The sequence below is a fragment of the Pedobacter sp. ASV1-7 genome, from assembly GCF_040203335.1.
Lineage (GTDB): Bacteria > Bacteroidota > Bacteroidia > Sphingobacteriales > Sphingobacteriaceae > Pedobacter.
This window is the reverse complement of sequence record NZ_JBEHBV010000008.1, coordinates 157,393-172,769: the sequence shown is the minus strand read 5'-3', so window position 1 is coordinate 172,769 and position 15,377 is coordinate 157,393. Positions and strand designations below refer to the sequence as shown.

The window sequence follows — 15,377 nt, the reverse complement described above, 5'->3', positions numbered from 1 at the left end:
TATCAGTTACGGGAAATGTAAAGATAAAAAAATATGCCATGTAATAAAAAACCCCGCTAATTGCGGGGTTCTTCATATTTAATTCAGCTATAAATTAAGCTGGTTTTACTTCTGTATTAGCAGCTTCTGGTCTTGGTGGACGAGGCAATAAGGCTTTTCTTGAAAGCTTCATTTTACCTTGTTTATCAACATCCAAAAGTTTAACCTGGATTTTATCACCTTCTTTAAGCACACCATCCATAGTTTCCAAACGCTCCCATGCAATCTCAGAGATATGCAATAAACCATCTTTACCTGGCATGATCTCAACAAATGCACCAAATGGCATGATTGATTTTACTTTACCATCATAAGTTGCACCGATTTCTGGTTTAGCAGCGATTGCATTGATACGTGCAACAGCAGCATCTATTGCAGCTTTATTATCAGCAAAGATTTCCACAATACCTTTGTTACCAACTTCTTCGATAGAGATTGATGCGCCGGTTTCACGTTGCATTTCCTGAATAATTTTACCACCTGGGCCAATTACTGCACCAATAAATTCTTTATCAATACTTAAAGAAACGATACGTGGAGCATGGTCTTTATAATCCTCACGAGGAGCAGAAATCGTTTTCTTCATCTCATTTAAGATGTGTAAACGAGCCTCTTTAGCCTGGTTTAAAGCGTTTGTCAACACTTCCCATTTCAAGCCATTGATTTTTAAGTCCATCTGACAAGCTACAATACCTTTTTCAGTACCAGTAACTTTAAAGTCCATGTCACCTAAGTGATCTTCATCACCTAGAATATCAGAAAGGATGGCATATTTACCAGTTTTCTCATCAGTAATTAATCCCATTGCAATACCAGATACAGGAGCTTTGATTTTAATACCAGCATCCATAAGTGCTAAAGTACCAGCACAAACAGTAGCCATTGATGAAGAACCGTTAGATTCTAAAATATCAGAAACGATACGAATTGTATATGGATTTTCCTCTAGTCCGGGTAACACTTTTTTCAATGAACGCATTGCCAGGTTACCATGACCGATTTCGCGGCGACCAGCACCTCTATTCGGACGAACTTCACCAGTTGAGAAACCAGGGAAGTTATAATGTAAAAGGAATTTGTTATATCCATTGATGAAAGCACCATCAATCATTTGCTCATCATCTTTAGAACCTAAAGTAACAGTAGTTAATGATTGAGTTTCACCACGTGTAAATACTGCTGAACCGTGAGCAGCAGGCAAGTAACCAACTTCACTCCAGATCGGACGTACGGTACGTGAATCACGACCATCCAAACGAATTCCTTCGTCCAGTATCAGATTACGGATTGCATCATATTGTACGTCATGGAAATATTTCTTAGCCAGGAAGCCAGTTACATCATCAATTTCCTCGCCTAAAGTAGCGATAAAATCCATTAAGATTGCACCAAATGCATCACCACGCTCACCTTTGCTGGTATTGCTTTTAGCAACAGCATATACTTTATCATAAGTAGCAGCAAATACCTGTTCTCTTAATTCAGGGTTGCTGTCTTCATGCAAATAAGTACGTTTTACTGTTTTACCAACTAATTCAGTCAGTTCTTTTTGAGCCTGAACCTGAATTACGATCGCTTTATGAGCAAACTCGATTGCTTCCACCATTTCAGCTTCAGAAATCTCATCACACTCACCTTCCACCATTACGATATCATTTTCAGTACCAGCAACAAGGAATTCCATTGTAGCACGTTCTAAATCAGATACGTAAGGGTTGATCACTAAGTTACCATCAATTTTAGCCACACGTACTTCAGAGATCGGTCCGTTAAAAGGAATATCTGAAACCGCGATAGCAGCAGAAGCTGCTAAACCAGCTAAACAGTCAGGCATTATATTTTTATCAGAAGATATTAACGAAATCATCACCTGTGTATCAGAGTGATAATCTTCCGGGAACATCGGGCGTAATGCACGGTCAACCAAACGAGAGATTAAAACCTCATAGTCTGATAACCTGGCCTCACGGCGAAGAAAGCCACCTGGAATACGTCCAGCAGCAGCATATTTCTCCTGATAATCTACCGATAAAGGTAAAAAATCAACACCTGCTTTTGCCCCAACTGTTGATACTACAGTCGCTAAAAGCATGGTATCCCCCATTCTTACAACTACTGCCCCATCTGCCTGTTTCGCTAATTTACCTGTTTCAATTTCGATTGTTCTTCCATCGCCCAGATCGAACGATTTTTTTATTACATTCATTTAATAATTGTTGTGGTGCATTTTCCTCTTTCGATACACCTTGTTTATATATACTTTTTTTAGTTTTTCAAATTTAGGATAAAACTCAAACAATTTTACCATACGAAGTAAAAAAGCCATCCTAAAAGAATGGCTTTTTTTGATAAAGCAGACTATTTGTTGTCTTTCGACCCCAATGGCTTAATGATATCTCTTAAACCTAAGTTCTTGATGATAGCACGATAGCGCTCAATATCTTTTTTGTATAGGTACGCCAAAATACCACGACGTTTACCTACTAATTTCTGTAGTGCTAACTGAGTTGAGAAATCTTTACGATTTTTCTTTAAATGCTCTGTTAAGTGCGCAATACGGTATGTAAATAACGCTACCTGACCTTCTGCAGAACCCGTGTTTGTTTCTACTTCGCCGTGTTTTTTGAAAATATCGGCTTTTACTTCTTTACTTAAATACATTCTTGAATGATACTAAAGTTATTATAAATTAATTAATTGGGTGCAAAGATAAGGTATGTTTTAATGATTAACAAGAAAATAAAAATCCTACTTTTGACGAATCAATATATTACCATGGAAAAAAATCAATATAGCATATTCGAGAGTGAATTAAAAGTACGTCCGGATGATATAGACATGTTTAACCATGTGCACAACAGCAAATATTTTGATTACGTACTTGCAGCCCGTTATGATCAGATGGCAGAGTTCTATAAAATGCCAATGGAATCTTTTTTAGAAAGTGGTTTTGGCTGGGTGGTACGAACTGCGCTGGTTGATTTTAAACGTCCACTGGTATTAGGCGATGTAATTCTGATCCGTACAGGCATACTTACAATTAACGAAAAAGGCTGTAGAGTACAATTTGAAATAGAAAACAAACGCACAAAGAAAATAGCTTCTGATGGTTGGTTTGACTATGTAATGATTGATACCAATACAGGTAGAGGATGCAAAGTGAATGAGGAAATGATCAAAGCTTACAGCATTTAAAAAATATTGCTATATTTGCTTTCTAACAAAACCGCAAAACGATGAAGATCATTGCAGTCCGTTTGAGGTTCTAATAACCGAGGACTCCAGTTTCCCGCCCCACATCAATACCAGCATTTCATGCTGGAGATAGGTTTTATACATTACTTTTTCTTTTTTTATGCCAGAACAACAAACAGCTTCCATGGGCAAGCTATCTCAAATTTTATCACTTTTAAAACAAGCCTTTAAAGGTGAAGACCTTGATTTCACACAAGGTAGTATGCGTCGTGCCGTACTCTTATTAGCGATACCAATGATGTTGGAAATGGCAATGGAATCGGTGTTTGCATTGGTCGACCTCTACTTCGTTGGCCATCTTCATAATAGCAGTCACGCCATACAAACAGTAGGCCTTACAGAATCTGTACTTACCGTAATATACTCCCTTGCAATAGGTATGAGTATGGCGGCAACAGCAGTTGTAGCTCGACGGGTAGGCGAAAAAAATCCTGAAGCAGCAGGAAAAGCAGGTATGCAAGCTATTTTTGTTGCCGTATGTGTCAACATCCTGATCAGCATTCTGGGATTAATCTATGCTACAGACATATTGCTATTGATGGGTGCATCAATGGATACAGCTATACAAGGCACCCCATTTATGCGCATCATGATGGGAGGCAGTGTGATCATTGTATTATTATTTCTGATCAATGGAATTTTCAGAGGTGCCGGTAACGCTGCTATTGCCATGAAAAGCTTATGGATTGCTAATATTGCGAACATCATTCTATGCCCAGTACTGATTAATGGCTTTGGCCCTGTCCCCGCTTTTGGCTTAACAGGTGCAGCAATGGCTACTACTATTGGTAGAAGCGTCGGTGTATGTTACCAGTTGTATCATTTATTTAATGGTAAAAGTGTTTTAAAAATCCGACTCGTTTATTTAAAACCACATTGGGAACAAATTAAAACCTTATTAAAAATTGCTACCCCAGCTATTTTTCAATTTGTTATTGCTTCCTGCAGCTGGATATTCCTGGCACAACTGGTAGCGACTACCGGTGGCGACCATGGTTCAGCCGGTTACCAAACTGCATTGCGATTAATGATGTTTTTTATGCTACCTGCCTGGGGTATGAGTAATGCAGCGGCAACGCTTGTCGGCCAAAACCTGGGTGCCAAGCAATTATCACGTGCAGAGCAATCGGTCATGAAAACTGCCAAATATATCGTGATCTATATGATTATAGTTATGCTGTTCACATTTGCCAGTGGGAGATACTTTATTTCTTTTTTCACCAACGACAAACTCATTCAGGATGTGGCAGTCAATGCTTTACAAATTATGAGTATTGGTTATATCTGTTATGGAATCGGAATGGTGCTGATCAGTACCTTTAATGGTGCTGGCGATACGTGGACGCCAACATGGGTTAATTTATTCGGATTCTGGCTGTTCCAGATTCCCCTGGCCTATGTACTGGCCAAATATTTTGCAATGGGTCCTACAGGTGTATTCATTGCAATACCAGTTGCTGAAACTGGCATTGCATTAGCAGGATATATCCTGTTTAAAAAAGGCAAATGGAAAACGATTAAGGTTTAGGGTCATACCCTAAACCTGGCGTTAACCAATGCATAAGGATCACTCTCGAATAACGGTAATTAAAAGGCGCCAGTAAAAGCACACCTAATAATATAATTCCTGCATAAATCCATAAGTTCTCATAAACCAATGCAAGACCAAATATATAGGCTGCCACAGCAATAGTAATCATCTCAGCAACGTTCATTGCATAACTAACAAACATAGCCACATAATAATACCCTGGCTCCCGCTCAAAGCGCAGGTTGCAAACCGGGCAGAACTCATTTGCACCCTGTCCTTTTAAAGAATACATTTTCCGTGAAAAAATATCACCTTCTCTGCATCGTGGACATTTGCATTGTATAACTGCGTCTAATTTTGATATCGGTTTCATCTCTCTTCTTATTATCTATTACCTCATATTGTTATCTGACACAAAGATACTGAACCTAAAACATACCATTTATGACATAGATCATATTTAAACCTTAACGATCTTTCCTTTCCTTAGTTTTAAAGCTTTTTCTGTTGCCAGTTTCTTTACAATCCTGATTACAGTCTCGACTCTTAATCCACTCATATCGGCCAAATGCTGCCTTGTAACATCCAATACAGCGTCCTTTTCAATATTTTTGAGTAGATAATTGATAAGCGTAACAACGCGGTGTTCGGCCTGTTCATTGGCCAATTCTTCCAACATCATCGATTTGTAAAATAAGCGATCACTTAAGGTTTTGATCATTTCAAAACTAAAAGAACGCTCCTCATCCAGTAATTTAAAGAATTGAGCTTTGTCGACCGTTATAATTTCCGCATCCCGACTCACAATGGTATAAGCCAGATAAGGCTTATCAATCATTAATGCCGGTTCCCCAAAATACTGATTTGCTTTAAAAATTCCCTGTATAAACTCCTTACCATCATCATTCACAGTCGCCATTCTTACCTCTCCGCTTTTGATAAAGTACACCGCTTTAGGATGTGAACCAGGTTCATAAATTACAGTCCCTTTTTTATAAAGAACAGGCCGATAGTGATTATTTAACAGATATTTTATGATCATAAGTCAGGTATTTTGGCCCCCTCGAAGTTAAGCATAGCAATTCGAAAATACTTACTATTAGGTATTTTTAAAATGCTCCCTATCATATAACTTTGGCGAGAAAAAATTAAATTTTAAAGACTAGAACATGCAAACAAACTTTACTAAAAATTCATTACTTCTACTAATTAGCTTTACTATCTGTACATTAGGTACAGTAAAAGCTCAGGAAAGCACCACAGAAGAAGATGGCAAAAATCTCGTTAAATGGAATGTACCGGCAGTTGCCTTAAAGAATTACTCGTTTCAATATGAGCGTGCCATTGGCAAAAAAATGTCGGTAGCACTTGGTGTACGTTTTGCACCTAAGTCAAACATCCCTTTCTCCTCACAATTAGAAAAGGCAATTGATGATCCGGAAACATGGAACAGTATTAAAGATTTTAAAACAGGAAACATTGCGATTACACCTGAGTTCAGGTACTATATGGGTAAAGGTGTATTCAGAGGCTTTTATGTAGCTCCATTTGTAAGATATGCTAAATACAATGCAGAGGTTCCATTTAATTTCGAAGTTGAATTTGAAGATCCTGGTAACCCTGGTAACTTTTTCACAAAAGAAGAGCAAATTTTCCTTAGTGGTGATGTGACTACATTAACAGGAGGGTTAATGATCGGTGCACAATGGAAGCTGAGTAAACTAGTTTACCTGGATTGGTGGATTTTAGGTGGTAGCTATGGTACTTCTTCAGGTAATATTTCTGGTAAGAGCAAAAACCCTTTAGATAATGATGAGCAACAAGCATTAAGAGATGCATTAGCTGATCTGGATGAACTTCCATTGGTTAAAACGAAATATACTGTTGATAGTGAAGGTGCTAAAGTTGACTTTGATGGTCCCTGGGCAAGTATCAGAGCCGGATTAAGTATTGGTTTTAGATTCTAAGAACAACTAGCTTTTCGTCTGGTTGACGATTTGCAAGAAAATAAAAAAGCGTGGTGCAATTATAAGTGCCACGCTTTTTTTATAGGTAAGGCATCATTCTTAGCCGATTGTTTCGCGGATTAGTTTGGTATAAAAATCATTCAATTTCATTCCAGCTGCTGCAACCTGCTGAGGTATAAAACTCGTTGCAGTTTGCCCGGGTATCGTATTGATCTCGATGAAATAAAAATCACCTTCATCTTCCGTCAGGATAAAATCTATCCTCACAACCCCACTACAATTCAACTTCAGATAAACAGCTTTCGCAATCTCCTCTACCCTGGCACGGGTTTCCGGTCTTATTGGCGCTGGAGTAGTCTCTGTAGCCACCCCTGGCGTATACTTAGCTTCAAAATCAAAAAACTCTTTAGCAGTTTCAACTTCAGTAGCAGGCAGCACAACAATCTTTCCATCCAGCTTAACTACCCCCACAGTAAATTCTCTTCCAGATATAAACTCTTCTATTAAAACCTGATCATCCTCCTTAAAAGCTTTTTCAATAGCGTTTTGCAGATCACTTGGATGGCTAACTTTGCTCATCCCGATACTGCTACCACCATTATTAGGTTTAACAAAATAAGGTGTATTCAAATCCTTTTTCAGCTGATCAATACTATATTCAGTATTTTTAAAAATCTGTGCAGACTTTGCAATATTCAATTGAGGAATACCATTAACAATTGCTTTGGTATAACCTTTATTCATAGTTACTGCTGATGTTAGTGCGTCACAAGTAGTATAAGGAAGATCCAGCATATCGAAATATCCTTGTAACTTTCCATCCTCTCCCGGAGCACCATGAATAGCAATAAATACGCCATCAAAAGTGATTTTCTTTCCTTTAACGGTTATAGAGAAGTCGTTTCTGTCTACCTCAATTTTCACTGAACCTTCCGGTTCATAGAACCAGCCTTGCTGAGTAAGCATGATTTTGTATACTTCAAACTTATCCGGATCTAAATTCTGAGCGATAGTAGCTGCGCTTTTAACCGAAACTACCCACTCTCCGGTAGTTCCACCGGTTAGTAATGCTATTATTTTTTTCATTGGAATTATAAATTTATTATTCAATGGTAATGAAGCTTGCAAAGCTTTTTAATTGTGTTTTATAAGTGGTAAGCTGTGCAGGTTTCATTATTAAGCGTATTAAAGGAGTCGACAGGTACTCCAGGTTGTACGCACAAATATAAATTAGTTGGTGGAGATGTTATTTTAATTCCATTAAAATATTTTTTTAGCCTAAATTTGGCCCCTACACCTTAAAAGAAAACAATTAATATGGGCAAATTCATATCTTATTTAAAGACTTCCTCATTCAGAAACAACATTATTGCTGCCGTGCTTACCGTTGTAGTGCTACTGATGGTTGCTTTCTTTAGTTTAAGATATTATACCAAACATGGACAAGGTTTAAATGTACCCGAACTAAAAGGACTTGCTTTTGCACAAGCAGTAGAAAAACTTGAAGCATTAGGCTTACGTTATCAGGTAGATTCAGTTTACATCATGGACTCTCCTCCAGGTATGGTTATCGATCAGGATCCGGTAGCAAATACTTTTGTTAAGGATAACCGGACAATTTATCTGACTATAAATACTGCATTAGCACCTAATGCAAAGTTTCCTGATGTAGAATTGAAATCGCTGACAGAAGCGCAAGCACTGATTGAAAGCTTTGGCCTGAAAATTGGAGACACTACCTATAAACCTGATATGAGTCGAGATGTGGTACTACAAGCTTCATTTGGAGGCCAACCAATTAAAGCTGGCGAGAGCTTACCTAAAGGTTCAAGAATAGATCTGGTACTGGGCGATGGTAAAGGAAATGAAGAGGTTGAAATTCCATCTTTAATTGGCTTAACCAAAGACGAGGCTCTATTTGCGCTTAGAAGTGGGGCAAGGTTAAACTTAGGTATCATCAGCTATGAAGGAAATATTACTGACTCAACTACCGCAGTTGTTATAAGACAAGATCCTTTTGCTACTGATTCGTTAATCAAGGTTAAGATTGGCACTCCAGTAAACATCACCCTTTCCAACAAATAATATTTTTAATTCTATATATGACTAACGAAAAGAAAAGCATTAAGGCCAGCACTAAAATCATACTGCTTGGTCTATTAGCCGTTTTAGCTATTGGAGGCTATTTCGGAATAAAATTTTATAACGTTTATTTCGCTCCCAACATAACGGGAAAAGAGAAATACCTTTTTGTAAGAACAGGTCATAATCTGGATGACTTATTTGAAGAAATTCGTCGTAAGGATGTTTTAACTCAGATCGGTACTTTTAGTCAGGCGGCAGCTAAAATGGACCTTGCACGTTCATTAAAACCCGGACGTTATAAACTGACTAAAGGGATGAATAACCGCAGCCTGATCAATATGCTGAAATCCGGCAATCAGGATCCAGTGAAACTCAAGTTTCAGAATCTTCGTAAAAAGGAAAACTTCGCTGCTTATTTATCGAACAATCTGGAACCAGATTCCATTTCATTTATCAATGTACTTGATTCTGCAGCATTGATAGAAAAGTATGGTTTTAATAAAGACAACAGCTATGTAATGTTTATTCCAAATACATATGAAATGTACTGGAATGTAACGGCTCTTGACTTCTTTGACCGCATGCATAAAGAATATGAAAAGTTCTGGAATGATGACCGTAAACAGAAGGCTGCAGCATTAAACCTAAGCCCTATTCAGGTTTCAATATTAGCTTCCATTGTTGATGCCGAGGCTTTATATGATAAAGAAATGCCTATAATTGCAGGTCTGTATCTCAACAGATTAAATAAAGGTATTTTGTTACAGGCTGATCCTACTGTCATTTTCGCTAATAATGATTTTACAGTTAAAAGAGTTACCAACTCCTTGTTACGAGTAGATTCAAGATACAATACATATAAGTACGCCGGCCTTCCTCCAGGGCCGATTATGATGCCAAGTATTAATGCTGTTGATGCGGTGTTGAACAGAGAAAAGAACGATTACATTTATATGTGTGCTAAGGAAGATTTTTCTGGTTACCACAACTTTGCTGTTACCGTTCAGGAACATGAACGTAATGCGAAGAAATACAGAGATGCTTTAAATAAACGCAATATTTTTAAATAGAATGTATACACATACAACCAAAGTGAGGGTCAGATACGGTGAGACGGACCAAATGGGTTATGTTTATTACGGTAACTACGCTGAATATTATGAAGTTGCAAGGGTAGAAATGCTGAGAAGTTTAGGTATGAGTTATGCGTCAATGGAAAGCAGTGGTGTGATGATGCCTGTTTTAGAACTAAACTGCAAGTATATTAAACCGGCACTGTATGATCAGGAGATCACCATCAAAACCACAATTCATGATTTACCAGGTGTAAGAATTCATTTTAAGTACGAATTATTTAATGAGGCTGAAGAGCTGATTAATATTGGAACTACGACACTTGTTTTTGTTGATATGGCGAAAAACAGACCGTGTTCTCCGCCGGAAAATTTCATGGAGAAACTAAGGGGATTTTTTAATTAAATTTGGTAGATGGAGTGGGTACATAGGCAACTGTTAAAAATCAAACTTTATGCTTTATTTATAGACTGGACCAAGGTATGTGTACTTCCTGGCTTTAGTCCGCTCCCACTTTATACTGTTGCATCTTTCTTTTTTAAAGAGATCGGTAAAGATTCTTTGGTCAACAAAGCTTCTTCCCTGGCTTATAATTTTATGCTGGCTCTGTTTCCAGCCATTATCTTTTTATTTACGCTTATCCCCTTCATTCCAACGCGTATTGGCTTTCAGAAGCGGCTTATGGAGTTTATCCTCCTTATTCTACCTGGAGATGCTTATAAAGCCTTTGAGGCAACCCTGAATGAAATTGTGAATAAACAAAACGGAGGTTTGTTATCTTTTGGATTTTTGCTGTCGTTATTTTTTGCTACTAATGGCGTTCATAGTCTGATGATGGCTTTTAATAAATCATCTCTTATTATTGAAACCCGTAGCTGGATTAAACAGAGATTTATTGCCATAGTACTGACTGTACTTATCGCTTTTTCGGTGATTGTTTGTATTACTGCAATGTTTGTTGGCGAGTTTGCTATCACTTATATAAATAAACACCTTGATATTGAGGGTAACTTCTTTAAATATATGATTCAGCTGACTCGTTGGTCGTTACTTGGAGTGTTGTATTTTGTCACAATTTCCATTTTATATCGTTATGGGCCTGCTCATGCAAAAAAATGGCATTTTTTTAGTGCGGGCTCCTGCCTGGCTACTGTCCTCGCTTTCTTAACCATTCTTGGTTTTTCTTTCTACATCAACAACTTTAGTTCTTATAATAAAGTTTATGGTTCTATCAGTGTATTGATTGTTCTGATGATCTGGCTTTATTTAAACTCTTTGATCTTGCTGATCGGCTTTGAGCTGAATGCGAGTGTAGATTTGTCGAAACGAAGTGTAAAGATTATTAAACCGAACTTTAACATGTTCAAGAAGTAGGTCTTTTTTCTATTATTCTTCCTGATTGTTTTTTATGATTTTTTTGAGGTTTTGAATAAGCTGAACAGGAGCCTTTTGTTTTGCTTTAATATAGCTTCTATATTGTATTATTTTCAATCGGATTTTCCCGAACAAAGCAGAGCGAGAGAGCAAGGTGGTCCCTATTAGATTTAGCTTTGCCTTTAAGCCTGATACCGGCCTCTTTTAAGACCGAATAAGATCCAAAAAAATTAAGCTCTTTAACATTCCTATCCGAGATGGATATGAAATCAAAATTACACGTCGCATTTTTATCCTTTTTGCAATTCTTACACGTTAGAGTTGACAAATCTGACGAAATTTTAATTTTTCAGAATATACAAGGTAAGTAAAAACCCTTAAAAATAGAGCTTTTCAATGTACTTCTTGGTCTTTATTTTGGTTTTTTATAAAAAAATCAAGCACAAAATAAATCTTAATTAACTGATTTTAAAAGCGTTTCATCAACAAGCAAATATTAAGCTTAAAAATATCTAAAAATAAGTAAATCTAAATTTGCAGAATCGAATGGGATTTGTACTTTTGCAGCGGAGAGCTGGCAGAGTGGTCGAATGCGGCAGTCTTGAAAACTGTTGACTGTCATAGGTCCGGGGGTTCGAATCCCTCGCTCTCCGCTCAAAAGGTATCAAAAAGCACAAAAGCCTGCAAATCGTAATGATAGCAGGCTTTTTGCATTTTAAGGGGTTATAATTTTTGCACGAATGGCCACTTTTCGCGAAATACCCAATCGGAGATCATTCCCGCTTTCTTAAAACATAATTAGAGTTTCCTTTTACGCAGAATCTGATGCTTATATTACCATAGCATTACTTAAGCCTTACTAGGGTGTTACTAGGGCCTTTCTAGGGCCATTTACCCTAAAAAAGCCCTGTTAATGCTCAAGTAAAATAAGATTAACGTTTAAATAATTATTAACTCTGCTAAATAATATGTTTAAACCATTCTTTTTCAACTGGTCATTACCTGAACATGGAGTCATTTTTACAATAAAATCAGGTCCAGCATTCTTAATTCCCTTAACAATTAGTCCGCAATTATTAGAATAGAGACAAAATTACCCAAGATAAAGGAATATATTCTCCATAGCCTATTGATTAATGTAAGCAACTTAGCCTTATAAATACAATTCATTAAACTTATACTACAGAGATCAAATGTCAATCAAGAGAATCCCCCATTTTATTCTATTTTTTTCGCTTAGCATCATTCTTTCATTTAGAAATTCTGCCATAGCTCAAATTACCCTTCCCAAAACTCCAGACAAATACAATCCCGGCAAAAAGTCTTTATATAAGAACGGTTGGATTGATTTAAATAAAAATGGAGTTAAAGACATTTATGAAGATTCTAAAGCAAACATTGAAGATCGAATTGAAGATCTTTTAAGTAAGATGACCATGAATGAAAAAACTTGTCAAATGGTGACACTTTATGGATATAAAAGAGTATTAAGAGACGAATTACCTACAGCAGAATGGAAATCAAAAATATGGAAAGATGGTGTTGGAGCTATAGATGAACATTTAAACGGATTTCAACAATGGGGAGCTCCTCCTTCAAATAATCCCTATGTCTGGCCTGCTTCACGCCATTCCTGGGCGCTAAATGAAGTGCAACGTTTTTTTATTGAAGAAACTCGACTGGGTATCCCTGTTGATTTCACAAATGAAGGGATAAGAGGAATTGAAAGTTTTAAAGCTACTAATTTCCCCACTCAGTTAGGACTTGGGCATACCTGGAATAGAGATCTAATACGTAAAATAGGTCTGATCACAGGAAAAGAAGCTAGATTATTGGGTTATACCAATGTATATGCACCAATACTAGATGTTGGTAGAGACCAGCGCTGGGGTCGTTACGAAGAAATATATGGAGAAAGTCCGTTTCTTGTTGCAGAACTTGGTATACAAATGGTTAAGGGACTACAAAACAATTACCAAGTGGCTGCTACAGCTAAGCATTTTGTTGCCTATAGCAATAATAAAGGAGCCAGAGAAGGCTTATCCCGTGTTGATCCTCAGATGTCTCCCCGAGAGGTCGAAATGGTACATGTCTACCCTTTTAAACGTGTAATTAAAGAAGCTGGCCTACTAGGAGTGATGAGTTCCTATAATGATTATGATGGTTTTCCAATTCAAGGAAGTTATTACTGGCTTACAGAACGATTGCGAAAAGAAATGGGATTTAAAGGATATGTAGTTTCCGATAGTGAAGCAGTTGAGTATTTATACAGCAAACATAATACAGCACATGATTTAAAAGAAGCTGTAAGACAAAGTGTAGAAGCAGGATTAAATGTCCGTTGTACTTTTCGATCACCAGACTCTTTTGTTTTACCGTTAAGGGAATTGGTAGAAGAAGCTAGTATAAGTGAAGAAACAATTAATGATCGGGTAAGAGACATTTTGCGCGTAAAATTCTTAACAGGAATATTTGATAACCCTTACCAGATGGAATTGAAAAAGGCCGATCAGGAAATAGAATCTGAACAAAATAAAGCAATTGCTCTTCAAGCATCTCAGGAATCTATTGTTTTGTTAAAAAATGAAAAAAACACATTACCTCTTAATCTGAATAATATAAAAAGAATAGCAGTTATTGGGCCGAATGCCAATGAAAAAGGCTTTGCACTAATGCATTATGGCCCCCTGGGTGTTGATGTTGTTTCGCTACTTGAAGGGATAAAAACAAAAACTGCGAACAAGGTAGAAGTTGAATACACTAAAGGCTGTGAGCTAGTAGATGACAATTGGCCGGAATCTGAAATCATACCAACCAAGCTTAACGAAAATGAATTGAAAGAAATAGAGTTGGCTGTTGAAAATGCAAAAAAATCAGATGTTGTTATTATCGCATTAGGTGGAGGAGAACGTACTTGTGGTGAAAATAAATCCCGCTCAAGTTTAGATCTACCGGGCCGTCAATTGGATTTGCTACAAGCTGTTTATGAAACAGGAAAACCTGTTGTTCTTGTTTTAATCAATGGTCGCCCCTTATCTGTCAACTGGGCTGACAAAAACATTCCTGCTATTGTTGAAGCCTGGTATCCAGGTTCTATGGGTGGTACTGCACTATCTGATGTTATTTTTGGAGATTACAACCCCGGTGGTAAACTGACCGTAACTTTTCCAAAAAGTGTTGGACAAATACCATTCAACTTCCCTTATAAACCTGCTTCCCAGGTAGATGGCGGTAAATCAATGGGATTAAAAGGTAATATGACCCGTGTAAATGGTGCCCTTTATTCATTTGGACATGGTTTAAGCTATACAACCTTTAAATACTCCAATTTAAAATTGTCTGCAAAACAGATTACAGATAAGCAAAATATAAGTGTCAGTTTCGATTTAAGCAACACGGGATCAAGAGCAGGTGATGAAGTTGTACAATTGTATCTAAGAGACTTGATTAGCTCTGTTACCACATACGAAAAGAACCTTGTAGGTTTTGAAAGAATTCACCTTAAGCCTGGAGAAACAAAAAGCATCAATATTCAGCTTCGTAATGACGACTTCAAGCTATTAAATAAAGACAATAAATGGGTTATTGAACCTGGTGATTTCAAAATAATGATTGGCTCTTCTTCAGAAAACATTCATCTGGAAGATATTTTTACTGTAATCAGAAATGACCAGACATCATCACTGAAAAACAATTCATCAAAATTAAATGAGCATATCTCTTCAAGCCCGGTATCTCCAACGGCCAAAAATGTTGCCGATGGAAACCGGAACACTTCCTGGAAAGGAAAGCCTGGTGATTATTTAAACTTCAGTATACCTAACAATAAAGAAATTAACAACTTAACAATTGAATGGGGACAATTAAAGCCTAATACAAAATTTGAAATTCAGTTATCAAGTGGAGGTGGACAATTCATAAATGTGTATTCCGGGCAATTTTTAAGAGCGAACGATATGGCAAATTATAGCTTTAAATCAAATACAGCCAGCGATATAAGAATACAAATAACATCAGGAGAAGTAGAAATCAAAGAAGTTAAATACTAGATT

At 37.1% G+C, this 15,377-nt stretch carries 13 protein-coding genes and 1 tRNA gene; 9 read left to right on the top strand and 5 right to left on the bottom strand.

Features of this window, described 5'->3' with window-relative positions:
• Positions 1 to 94: 94 nt before the first annotated feature.
• Both pnp and rpsO read right to left on the bottom strand, forming a co-directional pair.
• Complete coding sequence (gene pnp / locus ABDJ41_RS18040) at positions 95 to 2,245, bottom strand: polyribonucleotide nucleotidyltransferase (protein ID WP_349787482.1); 2,151 nt, start codon at positions 2,243 to 2,245, stop codon at positions 95 to 97.
• Between the two features lie 152 nt (positions 2,246 to 2,397).
• Positions 2,398 to 2,700: a 30S ribosomal protein S15 gene (gene rpsO, locus ABDJ41_RS18035; RefSeq protein ID WP_349787481.1), complete on the bottom strand. Its 303-nt coding sequence runs from the start codon at positions 2,698 to 2,700 to the stop codon at positions 2,398 to 2,400.
• A gap of 114 nt (positions 2,701 to 2,814) precedes the next feature.
• On the opposite strand from rpsO, the gene ABDJ41_RS18030 reads away from it, so the two are divergent.
• Together ABDJ41_RS18030 and ABDJ41_RS18025 are read left to right on the top strand one after the other, a co-directional pair.
• The gene (locus ABDJ41_RS18030) at positions 2,815 to 3,234 is read left to right on the top strand and encodes an acyl-CoA thioesterase (protein ID WP_349787480.1); all 420 of its coding nucleotides are present in this window, start codon (positions 2,815 to 2,817) and stop codon (positions 3,232 to 3,234) included.
• Positions 3,235 to 3,394: 160 nt separating this feature from the next.
• On the top strand, positions 3,395 to 4,822 hold the full coding sequence (locus ABDJ41_RS18025; RefSeq protein ID WP_349787479.1) for an MATE family efflux transporter: 1,428 nt from the start codon (positions 3,395 to 3,397) through the stop codon (positions 4,820 to 4,822).
• Here the strand turns inward: ABDJ41_RS18025 and ABDJ41_RS18020 are convergent.
• On the bottom strand, positions 4,812 to 5,198 hold the full coding sequence (locus tag ABDJ41_RS18020; RefSeq protein WP_349787478.1) for a DUF983 domain-containing protein: 387 nt from the start codon (positions 5,196 to 5,198) through the stop codon (positions 4,812 to 4,814). The genes ABDJ41_RS18025 and ABDJ41_RS18020 overlap by 11 nt on opposite strands.
• A gap of 87 nt (positions 5,199 to 5,285) precedes the next feature.
• A complete protein-coding gene (locus tag ABDJ41_RS18015; protein WP_349787477.1) occupies positions 5,286 to 5,867 on the bottom strand; it encodes a Crp/Fnr family transcriptional regulator in 582 nt (193 codons plus the stop codon).
• Between the two features lie 127 nt (positions 5,868 to 5,994).
• Between ABDJ41_RS18015 and ABDJ41_RS18010 the strand changes: the two genes are divergently transcribed.
• On the top strand, positions 5,995 to 6,792 hold the full coding sequence (locus tag ABDJ41_RS18010) for a DUF3575 domain-containing protein (protein ID WP_349787476.1): 798 nt from the start codon (positions 5,995 to 5,997) through the stop codon (positions 6,790 to 6,792).
• Positions 6,793 to 6,891: 99 nt separating this feature from the next.
• On the opposite strand, the gene ABDJ41_RS18005 is transcribed toward ABDJ41_RS18010, so the two are convergent.
• Entirely contained in the window at positions 6,892 to 7,878 is a 987-nt protein-coding gene (locus ABDJ41_RS18005; RefSeq protein ID WP_349787475.1) for a D-alanine--D-alanine ligase, read from the bottom strand.
• 231 nt (positions 7,879 to 8,109) lie between these two features.
• On the opposite strand from ABDJ41_RS18005, the gene ABDJ41_RS18000 reads away from it, so the two are divergent.
• The 6 genes from ABDJ41_RS18000 (at position 8,110) to ABDJ41_RS17975 (ending at position 15,374) form a co-directional block, all read left to right on the top strand.
• Positions 8,110 to 8,877 carry a PASTA domain-containing protein gene (locus ABDJ41_RS18000; protein ID WP_349787474.1) on the top strand — a complete coding sequence of 256 codons (768 nt, stop codon included), beginning with the start codon at positions 8,110 to 8,112 and terminating at the stop codon, positions 8,875 to 8,877.
• 17 nt (positions 8,878 to 8,894) lie between these two features.
• Positions 8,895 to 9,947, top strand: a complete 1,053-nt coding sequence (mltG, locus tag ABDJ41_RS17995) for an endolytic transglycosylase MltG (RefSeq protein ID WP_349787473.1) — start codon at positions 8,895 to 8,897, stop codon at positions 9,945 to 9,947.
• Between the two features lies 1 nt (position 9,948).
• Entirely contained in the window at positions 9,949 to 10,356 is a 408-nt protein-coding gene (locus ABDJ41_RS17990) for an acyl-CoA thioesterase (RefSeq protein ID WP_349787472.1), read from the top strand.
• Between the two features lie 9 nt (positions 10,357 to 10,365).
• Entirely contained in the window at positions 10,366 to 11,325 is a 960-nt protein-coding gene (locus ABDJ41_RS17985; protein WP_349787471.1) for a YihY/virulence factor BrkB family protein, read from the top strand.
• A gap of 568 nt (positions 11,326 to 11,893) precedes the next feature.
• Positions 11,894 to 11,978 (top strand) — tRNA-Ser (locus tag ABDJ41_RS17980).
• Positions 11,979 to 12,518: 540 nt separating this feature from the next.
• Entirely contained in the window at positions 12,519 to 15,374 is a 2,856-nt protein-coding gene (locus ABDJ41_RS17975) for a beta-glucosidase (RefSeq protein ID WP_349787470.1), read from the top strand.
• Positions 15,375 to 15,377 lie beyond the last annotated feature (3 nt).

Coding starts and splice junctions, on each gene's coding strand:
- pnp (WP_349787482.1), bottom strand. CDS start 2,245: ATGAATGTAATAAAAAAATCGTTCGATCTGGGCGATGGAAGAACAATC.
- rpsO (WP_349787481.1), bottom strand. CDS start 2,700: ATGTATTTAAGTAAAGAAGTAAAAGCCGATATTTTCAAAAAACACGGC.
- ABDJ41_RS18030 (WP_349787480.1), top strand. CDS start 2,815: ATGGAAAAAAATCAATATAGCATATTCGAGAGTGAATTAAAAGTACGT.
- ABDJ41_RS18025 (WP_349787479.1), top strand. CDS start 3,395: ATGCCAGAACAACAAACAGCTTCCATGGGCAAGCTATCTCAAATTTTA.
- ABDJ41_RS18020 (WP_349787478.1), bottom strand. CDS start 5,198: ATGAAACCGATATCAAAATTAGACGCAGTTATACAATGCAAATGTCCA.
- ABDJ41_RS18015 (WP_349787477.1), bottom strand. CDS start 5,867: ATGATCATAAAATATCTGTTAAATAATCACTATCGGCCTGTTCTTTAT.
- ABDJ41_RS18010 (WP_349787476.1), top strand. CDS start 5,995: ATGCAAACAAACTTTACTAAAAATTCATTACTTCTACTAATTAGCTTT.
- ABDJ41_RS18005 (WP_349787475.1), bottom strand. CDS start 7,878: ATGAAAAAAATAATAGCATTACTAACCGGTGGAACTACCGGAGAGTGG.
- ABDJ41_RS18000 (WP_349787474.1), top strand. CDS start 8,110: ATGGGCAAATTCATATCTTATTTAAAGACTTCCTCATTCAGAAACAAC.
- mltG (WP_349787473.1), top strand. CDS start 8,895: ATGACTAACGAAAAGAAAAGCATTAAGGCCAGCACTAAAATCATACTG.
- ABDJ41_RS17990 (WP_349787472.1), top strand. CDS start 9,949: ATGTATACACATACAACCAAAGTGAGGGTCAGATACGGTGAGACGGAC.
- ABDJ41_RS17985 (WP_349787471.1), top strand. CDS start 10,366: ATGGAGTGGGTACATAGGCAACTGTTAAAAATCAAACTTTATGCTTTA.
- ABDJ41_RS17975 (WP_349787470.1), top strand. CDS start 12,519: ATGTCAATCAAGAGAATCCCCCATTTTATTCTATTTTTTTCGCTTAGC.